The 14,266-nt window shown below is 70.3% G+C and carries 13 protein-coding genes; 8 read left to right on the top strand and 5 right to left on the bottom strand.

Going from position 1 to position 14,266, the window contains the following annotated elements:
• Positions 1–15: 15 nt before the first annotated feature.
• Positions 16–828 carry a phytanoyl-CoA dioxygenase family protein gene (locus tag OG974_RS06230; RefSeq protein ID WP_327279925.1) on the top strand — a complete coding sequence of 271 codons (813 nt, stop codon included), beginning with the start codon at positions 16–18 and terminating at the stop codon, positions 826–828.
• A 119-nt stretch (positions 829–947) separates the two neighbouring features.
• Here OG974_RS06230 and OG974_RS06225 read toward each other — a convergent pair whose 3' ends face one another.
• The gene (locus OG974_RS06225) at positions 948–1,571 is read right to left on the bottom strand and encodes a hypothetical protein (RefSeq protein WP_327279924.1); all 624 of its coding nucleotides are present in this window, start codon (positions 1,569–1,571) and stop codon (positions 948–950) included.
• A 208-nt stretch (positions 1,572–1,779) separates the two neighbouring features.
• Between OG974_RS06225 and OG974_RS06220 the strand changes: the two genes are divergently transcribed.
• Together OG974_RS06220 and OG974_RS06215 are read left to right on the top strand one after the other, a co-directional pair.
• Positions 1,780–1,941, top strand: coding sequence for a hypothetical protein (locus OG974_RS06220; RefSeq protein ID WP_327279923.1), 162 nt, complete (start codon positions 1,780–1,782; stop codon positions 1,939–1,941).
• Positions 1,942–2,011: 70 nt separating this feature from the next.
• Positions 2,012–3,259, top strand: a complete 1,248-nt coding sequence (locus tag OG974_RS06215; protein WP_327279922.1) for a helix-turn-helix domain-containing protein — start codon at positions 2,012–2,014, stop codon at positions 3,257–3,259.
• A 62-nt stretch (positions 3,260–3,321) separates the two neighbouring features.
• On the opposite strand, the gene OG974_RS06210 is transcribed toward OG974_RS06215, so the two are convergent.
• The gene (locus OG974_RS06210) at positions 3,322–4,533 is read right to left on the bottom strand and encodes an MFS transporter (RefSeq protein ID WP_371645715.1); all 1,212 of its coding nucleotides are present in this window, start codon (positions 4,531–4,533) and stop codon (positions 3,322–3,324) included.
• Between the two features lie 130 nt (positions 4,534–4,663).
• Positions 4,664–7,093 (bottom strand): ATP-binding domain-containing protein, encoded by a 2,430-nt coding sequence (locus OG974_RS06205; RefSeq protein ID WP_327279920.1) that lies wholly within the window; start codon positions 7,091–7,093, stop codon positions 4,664–4,666.
• A gap of 180 nt (positions 7,094–7,273) precedes the next feature.
• Here OG974_RS06205 and OG974_RS06200 point away from each other — a divergent pair, with 180 nt between their 5' ends.
• The 5 genes from OG974_RS06200 to OG974_RS06180 all read left to right on the top strand — a co-directional run bounded on the left by OG974_RS06200 (position 7,274) and on the right by OG974_RS06180 (position 12,753).
• Complete coding sequence (locus OG974_RS06200; protein ID WP_327279919.1) at positions 7,274–8,629, top strand: DUF6002 family protein; 1,356 nt, start codon at positions 7,274–7,276, stop codon at positions 8,627–8,629.
• Between the two features lie 128 nt (positions 8,630–8,757).
• Complete coding sequence (locus OG974_RS06195; protein WP_327279918.1) at positions 8,758–9,918, top strand: hypothetical protein; 1,161 nt, start codon at positions 8,758–8,760, stop codon at positions 9,916–9,918.
• Positions 9,915–11,252, top strand: a complete 1,338-nt coding sequence (locus OG974_RS06190) for a hypothetical protein (RefSeq protein WP_327279917.1) — start codon at positions 9,915–9,917, stop codon at positions 11,250–11,252. Before OG974_RS06195 ends, OG974_RS06190 begins: the two co-directional genes overlap by 4 nt.
• Positions 11,253–11,333: 81 nt before the next feature.
• On the top strand, positions 11,334–11,750 hold the full coding sequence (panD, locus tag OG974_RS06185; protein WP_327279916.1) for an aspartate 1-decarboxylase: 417 nt from the start codon (positions 11,334–11,336) through the stop codon (positions 11,748–11,750).
• 58 nt (positions 11,751–11,808) lie between these two features.
• Positions 11,809–12,753, top strand: a complete 945-nt coding sequence (locus OG974_RS06180) for a hypothetical protein (RefSeq protein WP_327279915.1) — start codon at positions 11,809–11,811, stop codon at positions 12,751–12,753.
• On the opposite strand, the gene OG974_RS06175 is transcribed toward OG974_RS06180, so the two are convergent.
• Both OG974_RS06175 and OG974_RS06170 read right to left on the bottom strand, forming a co-directional pair.
• On the bottom strand, positions 12,750–13,508 hold the full coding sequence (locus OG974_RS06175) for a hypothetical protein (RefSeq protein WP_327279914.1): 759 nt from the start codon (positions 13,506–13,508) through the stop codon (positions 12,750–12,752). The genes OG974_RS06180 and OG974_RS06175 overlap by 4 nt on opposite strands.
• Positions 13,505–14,266, bottom strand: coding sequence for a hypothetical protein (locus tag OG974_RS06170; RefSeq protein WP_327279913.1), 762 nt, complete (start codon positions 14,264–14,266; stop codon positions 13,505–13,507). The genes OG974_RS06175 and OG974_RS06170 overlap by 4 nt, the downstream gene beginning before the upstream one ends.

The raw sequence follows: 14,266 nt of genomic DNA, 5'->3' as shown, positions 1-14,266 counted from the left end.
ACCGGAAGGAACACCATGACGAGCACACCCGTCGCCACCGAGACCGATGTGAAGGCCCGCTACGACGCGGAGGGCTGGTACCGGGCCCCGGGGCGCTTCACCGAGCTCGACATCAAGAAGCTGCGGGCCAGCGTCGAACAGATCAGCTCGGAGGCCCGCCCCGAGGTCGTCTACGAGAGCGGTACGGACGTCGTCCGGGCCATTCACGGCTGCCACCTCTTCGACGACACCTGCGAGCGGCTGGTCAGGCTGCCGGAGATGGTCGACCTGGCGCAGACCCTCATCGGCGAGCCCGTGTACGTCTACCAGTTCAAGGTCAACCTCAAGCAGCCGTACGAGGGAGCCGCCTGGCCCTGGCACCAGGACTACGCGTTCTGGGAGAAGGAGGACGGCATGCCCGATGACAAGGCCGTCAACATCGCGGTCTTCCTCGATGACGTGCACGCCGCCAACGGTCCGCTCCAGGTGATCCCCGGAAGCCACCGCTTCGGCCTCGTCGAGGACGACGTCGCGGCCAAGGAGGCCACCGGGGACTGGCGCCAGCACGTCTCCGCCGATCTGGAGTACACCGTCCCGGCGGAGAAGGCGGCGGCCCTCGCGGCGGAACGCGGGACCGTTTCCGTGGAGGGCCCGGTCGGTTCGTACTACGCCTTCCACCCGAGCATCGTCCACTCCTCGTCCAACAACCTCTCGGCGGACCGGCGGGCGCTGCTGCTCATCACGTACAACGCGGTGAGCAATGCGCCCGCGGCCCCGACCCGGCCGGAGTTTTTGGTCAGTCGTGACGCGACCCCCATCAGCGCGCTGGAGGCGGGCGCCGAGCTCTGATTCCAAAGGCATCTTCGACCACCCGAAAAGGGTGCCCTTGACCTGCGCGGATTCGATATCCACAGCGAATCCCGTGCCGGTCGAGGGCACCCTTTTCGGGTACGGGGCCGCCGCGGCCGTCAGACCCCGAGCAGATTCTGCCGCGCCGCCAGGTAGCCGGCCTGGAAGCGACTGCGGGCGTCGAGGGAATCCATCAGGCGGGCGACCATGCGGCGGTACGTGCGCAGGGCCATGCCCATCTCACGGGCCGCCGCCTCGTCCTTGGAGCCGAGGGCGAGCTGGCGGAGCACCTCGCGGGAGACCGAATCCAGCCCTTCCGTGGCCGGATCCCCGCCTTCGTCGGTGGGCTGCGGTGCGGTCAGGGAGCGCAGGAGCAGGGGGGTGAACGGAAGCATGTGGCCGATCAGCGCGCCGCTGCTGTAGTCCTCCTGGTTGCGCGCCCAGATGAGGACCGAACGGTCGATGATCACCATGCGCGGGCCGTGGGCGGCTCCGGAGTGGATCTCCATGCCGTCCTGCGCCAGTTTGGCGAGCCGGCCCGCGCGGTCATCGGAAGACCCCTGGCCGGGCGGGGGCACGTACACCTTCACGCTCACGTCGGAGTCCATGCTGACGCTGTGGGCGGCGGTGAGGTCCACCTGCTCCTCGAACGCGCACCTGCGGGGCATGACCAGGACCACTTCCCGACTGGCCTCGTGTATGGCACGGCGGATCTGCGGCGGTCCGGCGAAGTTCACCTGCATGTCAAGCCCTCCTTGCTCTTGCCTGGGCGAGGGGGAGCGTAGGTGCGCCGGCAAGGCTTGTCAAACATCTGACAAGACCTTGCCAGACTCTGGACACCATGGTTGAGTGGCGACCACGCCGCAGGGATGAGACGACAAAAGCCTGACCGCCTCATCGCACCACACGGTTTCCATGTGGCGACAAGGTTCACAAAAGGGGAGAGAAAGTATGAAGACGCAGGTCAAAAGGGCAATCGCGCTCGTCGGACTGCTCATGGCCGCCGCCCTCGTATATACCGGGCAGTCGGAATCCCCTGCCGAAGGCTCCCACTTCAAGATCGTTGCCGATTCGAATTCCCCCCTGCTGCGGTCCGAGATCGGCTGGCCGTAAAACGTCTGCCAAAACATGCCAATCTTGAGACCGGTTTGACAAGGCTGTCGAATTATTGGAACCTCTCGACATGTCTAGGCAGGAGAGCATTCCCGAACAGCCGATGTTTGGTCGGCGGCTCCGCGCTCTGCGGCTGGCCCGCGGGCTGTCGCAATCCGAGCTCGCGGGCAGCGAGATGTCCGGCGCGTACTTGTCGCGCCTGGAATCGGGCACACGGCCACCCACGGCGCGCGTCCTGTCGCACCTGTGCGCCCAGCTCGAAGTCTCACCATCGGTGTTCCGCGTCTCCGCGGGCAGCCCGCTCGCCCAGGCCGTGGCGAAGGTCGCCACCATAGGCGAGTCACATCAGATGGCCCGGGTCCTGGAGGACGCCCTCCAGGAGGAATGGGACGGCGACGCCTCCCTGCGCTGGCACGCACAGTGGATACTCGCACGCTGCTACCAGACGGAGGGGAAGGCCGTCGAGGAGCTCCAGACCCTCAAGGAACTGGTCGCCCTCGGAGGCGAAATCGGCCAACTCGACATGCAGTCGAGGGCACTTGTCCGGCTCGCACGCCGGCACCGCGCCTCGGGGAACCTCCCCGAGGCGCGCGCCGTCGCGGAGGAGGCCTATCAGCTGTCGGTCGACAACGGGCTGCCGCGCGGCGATGTCGTCGAAGCCCTGCTGACGCTGGTGTCGGTCGAGGCGGAGAGCGGCCGGCTGGTCGAGGCTCGTACGCGCCTGGACCAGCTGGCGGACGCGCTGTCCGAAGACGTTCCCATGCGCCTGCAGATCGAGGTGCTGTGGACGGCCGCCGCGGTGGCCGTCCGCCAGGGCGACGCCAAGGCCACCGCGGAGCTGCTCCGGCGGGCGCTTGAGCTGATGCCCAGCAACGAGGATCCCGTCCTCTGGATGCGGCTGCGCCTCGCCGCCGCCTCGATGTACCTACAGATGGATCCGCGCGACACCGGGCAGGCACGACTGCGCCTGCAGGAGGCCGCGTCGGCGGCCGACCTGGTCGGAATGCCGCTCCACCACCGCGAACTGCTCATCCTGCAGTGCCAGCTCGCCTTCCATGATGGCCGGTTCGCCGAAGCGCGGGAGATGAGCGACCGTCTCGGCGAGGCGCCCGCGGGTGTGGGCGGCCGGGACCGGGTGGGGCTGGAGATCCTCCGCAACCAGTTGGCCGTCGTGGAGGGCGACCGGGTGGCTGCCGTCGGCGCCCTGGAACGCATCGCCAAGGAGGCGCGCGAGGCCGGCAGCGTCGAGCTCGCGGCCGAGGCCTGGCGGGCCCTCGCCGAGTCCCTGGCCCACGGAGAGGGCAACAGCCACGCATGACGTGGAGGCGGGGCCGGTGCACGCGTTCCGTGCACCGGCCCCGCCTTCGTGTCTGCTCCGCCCTATGCCGTCCCTGCCGGGCGGACCGTCCTCTTGAGCTGTACGGCCCAGACGACGACCGCCGCCAGCCCGATGGAAACCACCGCCATGGACATTCCGGCCTGAATTCCGAACCGCACGGTCACGGAACTCGCCACGAGCGCGCCGAGCGGTACACCGAGGCCGGATGAAAGCATTCTCCGTGTGGTATTCACCCTGCCTTGGAGTTCGGCCGGGGTGACTTCCTGGGAATACGTCATCGTGTTGACCAGAACGGCGAGATAGGCACAGCCCCAGGCCGTCAGCGCCACCAGTACGATGCGCCAATCGGAAACCATGACGACCACCAGTCCGAGCAGCGCTCCGACCGGCAGCACGCCGAGCAGGATCTGGAATGCGTCGAATCGCCGCAGCAGCCTGGGGAGGATCAGCGATCCGCCGATCCCTCCCGCGCTCCACGCCGTGTAAAGGAATCCGATGCGGGCGTCGCCGTCGTGGATTCCCAGACCCCGGTCGGCGAATACGACCAGCTGGCCGACGATCGCACCGCCCGAGAAGGACTGAAGGGTGCCGACCACGGTCATGGTGCGCAGGGTGGGGTGGTTCCAGAGGAAGCGAAGGCCCTCGGTCACGGATTCCTTGAAGCCCGGCCGGCCGCCCGGCGGCGCGGTCCGCGATCCTGCCTTGCCGGCGATCGCCCTGATCAGCAGGGCCGACGCGGCGAACGACAGGGCGTCCACGGCGAGGGTGCCGACGGGTTGGACGAGGGCGATCAGGCCGCCGGCCACCGCCGTACCGGCGATCCGGACGACCGTTTCCGCCCCGTACAGCGCACTGTTGGCCTCGGCAAGGTTCTCCTTTCCGACGACCGACGGGACGAACCCGTAAACCCCCGCGTCGAAAAAGAGGGCCAGGCTGGACGACACGAGGGCGACGGCAATGACCTGCCCCACGGTCAGGGCGTCCAACGCCCAGGCCGTCGGGATCGTCAGGAGGCAGAGCGCGTTCAGCCAGTCCGCCCCGACCATGAGGCGCCGCCTGTCCACCCGGTCGGCAACCGCGCCCGCGATCAGGCCGAATACCAGGTAGGGCAGAGTTCCCGCCGCGGCGACCAATGACACCAGTACCGGGGATTTCGACTCCTGGTACACCAGTACCGGCAGTGCCACCGTGGTGATTGCCGACCCCAGCCCCGATACTGCCCGGGACAGCCAGAAATTCCGGAATCCACGCATCTTACGGAGGGGAGTCTTCGAGGTGGCGGGTGGATCAACATCGGAATCATTCTGAACACTTGAAGTCATACGGGTTTATAGGCATACGGTCGAGCAGGCGTCAACCCTCCCCTGAATTCAGGGCATTCCTTCAGTTCCCGCCCTCCGGCAGGTCCTCCAGCACCGCGGGAACCGGTCCCGGGTGGAGCACCGCGAGGCGGCGGCTGGAGCGCGTCAGCGCGACGTAGAGGTCATTGAGGCCGCGCGGCGAGGCGTCGAGGACGGCCTGCGGATCGACCAGCACCACCGAGTCGAACTCCAGCCCCTTCGCCTGGCGGACGCTGAGCACGACGACCCGGCGTTCGAGATCGGGGTCCGGTCCCCACGAGGTGTCGGGGACTTCGGCCCGTACGGCCTCGGCCAGCCGCTCCAGGTCGGCCTGCGGCACGAGCACCGCGACCCGGCCGTCCCCGGCTCTCTTCGCCTCCGCCGCCACCACCTCGGCCAGCCTGGACGGCAGGCCGCTGCTCGGCACCTGCTCGCGCCACGGCGCGGCGTCGCCGGCACGTACCGCTTTCGCCGGTCGGAGCGCCGGGTCGATCGCGGCCAGCACCTTGTCCGCGGCGGCCATGACGGCCGCGGGGGTCCGGTAGTTGACGGTGAGCTGCTCAAGCCGCCATCGCGTACCGAAGAAGGGTTCCAGCGCCTGGGACCAGGAGGTCGAGCCGGCGGCCTCGCCGGTCTGGGCCGCGTCTCCGACCACCGTGAACGAGCGGGTGGGGCAGCGGCGCACGAGCAGCCGCCACACCATGGGAGACACCTCCTGCGCCTCGTCGACGATCACGTGGCCGAACACCCAGGTCCGGTCCGCCGCAGCGCGTTCGGCCGTGGTCCGCAGGTCCGCTTCCTTGTGCCGCGCGGCGAGCCGCTCGGCATCCAACAAGTCGGCCGCGCCCAGTCGTTCCGCGCCGTCCGCGTCCTCGTCCTCGCCCGTGCGGGAGCCGCGCGCGATGTCCAGGACGCCCTGCGCGTAGGCGAGCTCCATGGCGCGCTCGGCCGCCTCGTGGTCGGGACCGGGTCCGGCGATCGCACCGAGCAGTTCCGAGGCCTCGTCGAGCAGGGGCACGTCGGACAGCGTCCAGTCACCGCCGGGCGCGCGGTGCAGCAGTTCACGCTCCGGGCCCGAGAGCTGTGGCGCGGCCCCGGCCAGCCGGTCCGGATCGGCGAACAGGTCTGCGAGCAGCTCCTGCGGCGTCAGGTGCGGCCACAACGCCTCCAGCAGCCTGCGTACGACGGGGTCGCGGGGAAGGGCGTCGAGCCAGAACTCCACCCGCTCGGCGAGTTCCACCCTCGCCGCTGCCTCCATGTCGAGCAGCTGCGCCTCCTCGCCGAAGACTCCGATCACGTCGTCGGCGGCGGCACGGTCCACCGCGGCGAAGTCGACGTCGGCGGCCAGCTCGTGCTCGAACCGGGCCTCGATGTCAGCGATCACCCGGGCCAGCCGGCGGGCCAGTTCGTCGATGACGGCCTGGCAGAAGACCGGGCGGGCGAGGTTGTGCGGGAGCGCAGTGTCCCGGGCCCGCGCCACCGCGCCGGCCAACAGTGCGGGTTCCAGCCGGAGCTGCTCGCCTCCGATCAGCACGTCCACCGGGCCGTCCGTCACGGCCTGACGGGCTCGCACCGCGGCGGCCAGTACGTCGGCCATCACCGCCCGCCCCTTGATCTCCGCCACCGGACCGGGCTCTTCCCGCACGGCCCGCACACCGGGGAACAGCTCGCCCACCGAGGAGAGCAGCACGCTGGTCTCGCCGAGGCCGGGCAGGACTTGGCCGATGTAGCCGAGGAACACCGGGTTCGGGCCGAGGACCAGGACCCCCCGGTCCTCCAGCCGCCGGTCGGAGTAGAGGAGGTAGGCCGCCCGGTGCAGCGCCACGACCGTCTTGCCCGTGCCGGGACCTCCCTGCACCACGAGCACTCCGGCGTGCGGGGCGCGGATGATCCGGTCCTGTTCCGCCTGGAGGGTGGCGACGGCGTCACGCATGCGGCCGGTCCGGTCCGCGCGCAGCGCCGCCAACAGTGCGGCCTCGCCGGACAGTTGGACGTCCCCCGGCACTGAGCCGGCGCTGTCGAGCCATTCGTCGTCCACCCGGAGCACGGTGCGGGCCCTGGTGTGCAGGTACCGGCGGAGGGTCACGCCCTGGGGTGCGGCCGCGGTGGCGGTGTAGAAGGGGCGCGCGGCCGGGGCGCGCCAGTCGAGCATCAGCGGATCGTCCTCCGGCCGCAGGCCACGTATGCCGATCCGACCGAGGTACAGGCGGCTGCCGTCCGAGACGTCCAGCCGTCCGAAGCACAGTCCGTTCTCGGCCGCGTCGAGTGCGGCGAGCCGTCGGCCCAGCCGGTCCACGGTCGCGCCGCGCTCCAGCTGCCCCTGCGCCGTCCGCGCGTGTTCGCGCAGCGCCGCGGCCAGTTCCCGGGTCAGCTCCGCGCGGAGGGTGTCCACACGGGAGTGCAGGAGGTCGAGGTACGTCTGCTCGCGCGCCGTGTCCGACGGTTCGCTCGCTATGGGCGGGGAGGAAGTCACATCTGCTCCAGGTTGGCGGCCAGGTGAACGCTACGTGCGGCCCCATCTGCGTTTCACCCGATTGGCAATTTCTTGCCAACCCGTCCCGCCGTGCCGGGCTGCGCGGCTACGTTCAGAGCCGGCTCGGGGTCGGTCCTCCCGGCACCCCACCACACGACTGCGGATTCAGATGGGAAAGACATGCTCCTCGAAAACGCCCTCGTCCACTATTACGAAGAGGTCCGGGCGGCTCTGCGGGACCTGCTGGGGAATCCGGGCGACACGGCCGCGGACGAGTTCACGCCCGGCGTCGAACTGCCCGAACTGACGCCGCAGATGCGCGACTACCTCTCGGTCTCCGCCGTCGCGCACTCGCCCCTGCCGGCCTACCGGGGCAAGAGTCTGGCGCTGCTGGACCTGACGAAGAACCCCGCGACGATGACGACGAAGACCTTCGCCTCGCTCGTCATCGTGGCCCGGGCCGTCCGCTTCATCCAGGACACCGGCCAGCGCGTCACCATCGTCACGCCGTCATCGGCCAACAAGGCCAGCGCCATGCGCGACGCGGTCCTGCGGGCCATCGAATCGGGCCTGGTCCGGGCCGACCAGCTCAACGTCGTCGTGATCGTGCCGGAAGGCTCGGTCGGCAAACTGCGCGGCTCGGAGCTCCACACCGACCCCGAGCTGCGGGCGCGCAACCCGATCGCGGTGTACAGCGGCGACAACCCCGGGACGGTGAAGACCATCGCCCGCGGCTTCGTCGACCAGTACGGCCGGCAGCTCGAAGTCGACCGGAAGACCAACGTCTGGTACACGCTGCAGCTGGAGAACTACCTGGCCGCGGACGTGGTCCGGGCACTGGCCGAGTCGGAGTTCTTCCCGGCCGCGGCAGACGAGCCCCGCCTGCACGTGCACGCGGTGTCCAGCGCGTACGGCCTGCTCGGGCACGCCTACGGCCGGACGACGCTCCCCGCCGAGGTCCGCGACCGGACCCCCGCCTCGCAGTACTTCCTGGTCCAGCACCTCGGCGCCCCGGACATGGTCCTGAGTGTCTACAACGACGGCTCCACGGACCCGCGCCACCTGCCCTCGTACGCGTACCAGGACGACACCGGGCTCTTCACCCAGGACGAGAACCCGCGGTTCCCCGCGGTCACGTTCGACCCCCGGGAGACGCTCGACCCGACCTTCTACACCCGCAACCCGCCCACCTCGGAGCGGATGAACGAGCTGATCCACGGGCAGGGCGGCGGCGGCATCGTGGTGTCCCTGGCCGAGTGCCTCGCCCGGTACGGACAGGCCCGGGCCTTCCTCGCCGAGGCCGGCATCCGCCTCCCGGCGAACCCGACCGCGGTCCGCGAATGGTCGCTGGTCATGGCCGTCGTCGGCATCCTCAACGCCATCGACCGGGGCCTGGTACCGCAGAACGACATCCTCGTCCACGGCTCCGGCAGCTACGCGGCCGGCGACTTCGCGAGCATGACCGTCCGCGACGCCCACCGCGTCCAGGACGTCGAGGCCATGCGGCAGCTGGTCCTCGACGCCACGGACCTGTAAGCGTCCCGCCGCGCCCGACCACCGACCGAGCACCCACCCACCGACCGAGCACCGATCGACCGCCGAGGAAGAGTCACGTGTCCCCAAGCGCTCCCCGCCCGCGATCCGCGATCCACCAACGCCTGCGCATGCGTGCCGGATATCTCTGGCGCAACAGCAGCAACCCGTGGCTCACGCGTCTACGGACCGCCTGGGACACCCGCGACCGGGCGGTGTTCCCCGCCGCCCGCTCGGATCTCGGCGGTCTCTCGGTCAGCTACTCCGGTCTCGCCGAAGGGCTCGCGTACACCCTCGACTTCACCGAACTGCGCCGTGAGGACGGCGCGCACGGCGCCGAGCGCGTCATGGCGCAGCTGACCGGGCGCGGCCTGAAGTCCCCCGCCCGGCTGCCCGACACCGACATCACCATCGTGGGCACCAGCACCGCCAGGGCACGTCGACTGCCCACGGCGGCCTCGCTCGTCATCCCGATGCGCGTGCACTTCGTCATCGACTTCGATGCCGACGACGACGCCGGGTCCGCGCGCCGGCGCATCTCCAAGCGCGAGCGCGAGCAGTTCAACCGCGACTCGCGCCGGCACGACTGGCGGTGGGGCCCGGTCCGCGATCCGGAGTGGTTCGACGTCTTCTACGACCGCTTCTACCGGCCCACCATGTTCAACCGGCACGGGAACCGGGAGCGGACCGAGACCAAGGACGTGTCCTACGAGTGCCTGTTCCGCACCGGCCGGATGTTCGCGCTGTACGAGGACGGCGAACCCGTCGGCGGCGCACTGTGCCACTGGGACCGCACGACGGCCACGCTGACCCTGCGCCTGCTCGGTGTGCTCGACGGCGCGCAGGAGCACTACGACCACGGCGCGTTCAAGGCCGTCTACCACTTCCTGATCGGCTGGTCGGCCGACCACGGCGTCCGCCGGCTCGACTTCCAGGGCACGGAACCCTTCCTCAGCAAGGGCACCTACCAGTGGAAGCGCCGGTTCGGCACCCGCGTCGTCCTGCCGCCCAACCATTTCGGCAGCAAGCGGCTGTGGCTTCAGGTGCGCCGCGACACCCCCGAGGTCCGGGACTTCCTCGTGGCCAACCCCGTGCTCGCCGAAGCGGCGGACGGGGTCCTGGAGGCGGTCTACTTCCACGACGCCGGACGACCGGCCCGCACGGACTACTCGGCGAAGTCTCCCGGCGTGGAGCGCATCCGGATGATCGACCTGGACGTGTTCCTCGCCGCAGTCCCGCAGGGCTCCACCGGCGCCACTGCCCAGGACTCCACGGAAGGGGCCCTCGCATGAACCACTCCCCCTGGTACGGGTCCGCCCCGCTCCCGCTCGACTCGCGGCTCCCCCTGCCGCAGGTCAGCGGCGAACTCGCCCGGGTGAAGGCCGGCGAGTACGCCCATGTCGTCCCCACGGGGGTCTCGGCCCGTCCCGTCGTGCTCCCCCGCGCCTCCTACGACGAACTCTTCGCGGCGTCGTCCGTACTGCTGCGGCTGCTGCGCCGGTGTCTGCTGGAATCCGCGCCCACCGCGGCCGGCCGCATCGCCGCGCTGGGCGCCGACCCCCAGATGTACCCGCTGTTCATGGACGGTCCCGCCGAGGAGGACTACGCCACCTGCATGGCGCGGCCCGATGTCCTGGTGAGCGCGACCGGCCCCAAGTTCCTCGAATTCAACATCGGCTCCGGCATCGGCGGAGTGGTGGACACCGCGCTGCACTCCGCGGCCTGGGTAGCGGCGTTCGGCGGCCCCGACCGGATGCCGTTCCACGCGGTCGACCCGCTGGCCGTGCGCGACGAGATCTTCGTCAAGGCGGTCCGCGAGCTGGGCGTGAGGCCGGCCGTGGCCGTCGTCGGCTCACTGCGGGACTACGCGCACGCGCCCCGCAGCTATTTCGAGATCCAGGCGGAGTCCCTGCGCAAGCGGGGCCTGGAGGCGGAGTTCTTCGAGCCGGAGGAGCTCCCCGCGGCCGTCGGGCGCCCCGGGGGCCGCGGCTACCAGTTGGGGCTGCGCCACTTCACCGTCCTGGAGTGGCGCGACCGCGGCATCGGCTTCGCCCCCGTACGGGAGGCGCTGGACGCCGGGTGCCGGCTGCTGGCTTCCCAGAGCGCCTATCTGATCGCCAACAAGAAGGTGCTGGGGTGGGTCTCCGAGGGGAGACCGTGGATGACGGACCGCGAGCGGGAAGCCGTGGACCGCTACCTTCCGTGGACCCGCGTCGTCAGCGACCGCCCGGCCGGGTGGCGCGGCGCCACCAAGCCCGTCGCGGAGCTGCTGCTCGACCACCCCGAGGAGTTCGTCCTCAAGCCCGCCATCGGCATGAGCGGCCAGCAGGTGCTCATCGGCCGCAGCTGCGCCCCCGACGTCTGGAGCCGGGCGGTGCGGGAAGCGGCCGCCGCCGAGGACCACATCGTCCAGGAGTACGTGGAACCGGTCCCCCACCTCATGGAATTCATGGAGGAGGACGGCCGCGGCTCCCACCGGGCCGAGGTCCTGCCGGTCTTCAGCCCGTTCCTCTTCGACCACCGCGACGCCGGCTGCATGGTGCGCTACCTCCCGCCCGAGCAGCAGGGAGTCGTCAGCATCAACGGTCACGGCGCCCTGCCGAACGTGGCGTTCGCGGCCCGCTGACCCCGCGCTCTTCCCCGCGCCCGCCCACTCGCACCACCCGCACCACCCACACCGCCCACACCGCCCGAGGAGAGTTCCGCCATGTTCCGCACCATGATGAAGTCCAAGATCCACCGCGCGACGGTCACGCAGGCCGATCTGCACTACGTCGGCTCCGTGACGGTCAGCTCCGACCTCATGGAAGCCGCCGACCTGCTGCCCGGCGAGAAGGTCGACATCGTCAACATCAACAACGGCGCCCGGCTGTCCACGTACGTCATCGAGGGCCCCCGCGACTCCGGAATCATCGGGATCAACGGCGCAGCCGCCCGGCTCGTCAGCCCCGGCGACCTCGTCATCCTCATCGCGTACGCCCAGGTCTCGGACGCGGAAGCCCGCGACCTCAAGCCGCACGTGGTCTTCGTCGACGAGCGGAACACGGTGCTCTCCGAGGGCAGCGACCCCGCCGACGCCCCGGCCGGCACCGGCCTGCTCCGCGGCGACCTGGTCGCCGGGTGACCACCTGCCGACGACGTCCTTACTTCTTGCCTTCCTGAACGAGCGGGGAACACGCACGATGAACGGCCTGATCACGTGGATCTACCAGTCCGAGGACTCGGATCCGACCGAGGTGGAACGCTTCGAGGAGAGCATCACCCGACGCTACTCCGCGCTCTCCGAGCCGCGCGGGTTCGATTTCCGGGTGATCAGCGCGACCGAGCTCATCCCCTCCTGTGTGGGGAAGCCCGTACTGCGCTACCGCGGCGAAGATCTGCTGGAACACCGGCAGTGCTACATCGTCGAGGACATGAGCACGGACCCGCAGGGCCTGCACGCCCTGCGCGCGGTCTACCGCACCATCGCGGCGAGTGACTCGGTCCTGCTGAACCGCTCCTTCGACGGCCCCGACTACCTGGAGCGGGACAAGCTCGCGCTCCTGCAGCACGCCGCGAGCCTGGGCGCGCCGACGCCCGGGACGGTCACCATCCCGCCGGGCAAGTACGCCCGCAGGGCGATCGCCGAGGCCCGGCGCATGCTCGGCGACGGCCCGTACATCGTGAAGCCCAGGGAGATGTCCAGCGGCACGGGCGTCCTGCGGATCGAGGGCGAACAGCAGCTCGCGGCCGCGGTCGACATCGTGGCCCAGAGCGACTCCGGCTACATCATCCAGCCGCTGATCGCCCACCACGGGGACATGCGGGTGTACGTGGCCGACGGCCGGGTGGTCTCCTCCCTGACCCGCCGCCCGAAGCAGGACGGCTACCTGGCCAGCGTCAGCCAGGGCGGATCGATCGAGGTGAACGACGACCACCTCCAGGTCGCCGACCACTGCGAGCGCATCGCGAAGAGCCTGGATGCCGAGTGGATGTGCATCGACTGGCTGATGACCGACTCAGGCCCCGTCCTCAACGAATGGAGCACGGCCCACGGAGGCTTCACGATGATGCCCGAGCCCCAGCGCACTCAGGTGGCCGACGCGTTCTTCGGCTGGATAGGCCGCAAGTACCACGCCCGGGGCTAGCCGGTCCCGTAGTCCTCGACCAGGTCCGCGATGAGCGCGAGCAGCGCGTCGGCCCGGTGCCGGTCCTCGCGCTGATCGCGCAGGGCCCGGTCGAGTGCACGGAGTTCGGTCAGGGCGACCGGATTGCGGTTCCACAGGGCGTCGAGCTGCGACGAGGTGACGAGGTCCAGGCAGCGGGTGAACAGCAGCCGCGTGGCCGTGGCGGGCGGAGCCGGGTCCGGGGCGGCGTAGCCGCTGGTCAGGTAGCGCACCGGATCCGTGAGGCTCCAGCCGACGACGGTTCCGTGCTGGACCAGGAGCGCCGCGTCCGGCGCGATGCCGATGCGGGCGTCCAGCGGCTCGTCCAGGACATCGAGGTCACGCAGGCAGGTCAGCGCGGCGTCCCCGGGAGCACGGCACAGCTCCGTGGTCACTTCCAGACGGAAGTCCCTGGCCTCGTCCGCACGGAGACCCCCCGGCCGGACGGCGGGCGAGGCGGGAACGCGGGCGCTGTCCTCGGGATCGGCGGCCTCGCCGGGGACGTCGAACTCGGCCCCGACCAGTTCCCGGCTCGCCGGATCGAAGCGGAATTCGTCGGGCGTGTCCCACAGCCAACCCTGGCTGCCGAACGTGTCGAGCTGGAACCGCTCGCGCTCCATCACGTCCTTGTACGTCGCGATGCACACGCGGAAGTCCCGGAAGGCGAACCTCGGTGCGATGCACAGGGGTTCGTCCGTCACGGTCGCGGTCCAGTCGCCGTCGAGGGTGAGCCTCACCCGTTCCCGTAGTCCTCCACATAGGTGGCGATCAGCTGGAGCAGGGCGTCGGCCCGGTGCCGGTCCTCGCGCTGATCGCGCAGGGCCTCGTCGGCGGCCCGCAGTCGGGCCAGCGCGGCCGGTTCGCCGTCCACCACGTCCTCGACCACCGGCGTGGTGACCAGGTCCAGGCATTCGGTGAGCAGGCGGCGGGTGGCGGGGGACGGCGGACCCGGATCAGGGTCGACGAAGCTGCTGGTCAGATACTGCGCGGGATCGGTGAGGCTCCAGCCGACGACGGCGCCGCGCTGGACCAGGAGGGCGACATCGGGTGCGATGCCGATACGGGCATCCAGCGGCTCGTCCAGCACGTCGAGGTCGCGCAGGCCGGTGAGCACAGCGTCCCCGGGGGCCCGGCACAGCACCGAGCACCTCTCGTGCCGGAAGTCGCGGGCCTCATCGGCGCGAAGCCCGCCCGGGCGTACTTCGGGTAGGAGGGGAAGGCGGGCGACCTCCGCGGCGGAGGCGGACTCCTCCGGCCAGTGGAACTGCGCCGCGACCAGCTCGCGGCTGTCCGTGTCGAACCGGAGGACGTCGGGCGCGTCCCACAGCACCTCCTGGCTGCCGAAGGTGTCCGCGAGGCAGCGCTCACGCTCCGCCACATCCGCGTAGGGCGCGATGTCGACTGAGGCGTCACCGGTGAAGCGGGGCGTGATGCGCATCGGTTCGTCCGTCAGCGTCGCGCGCCAGTCGCCGTCGAACGTCAACTTCGTGGTCAT

The sequence above is a fragment of the Streptomyces sp. NBC_00597 genome (assembly GCF_041431095.1).
GTDB lineage: Bacteria > Actinomycetota > Actinomycetes > Streptomycetales > Streptomycetaceae > Streptomyces.
The sequence above is the reverse complement of the archived record's forward strand: the minus strand, read 5'-3'. Positions and strand labels throughout refer to the sequence as shown.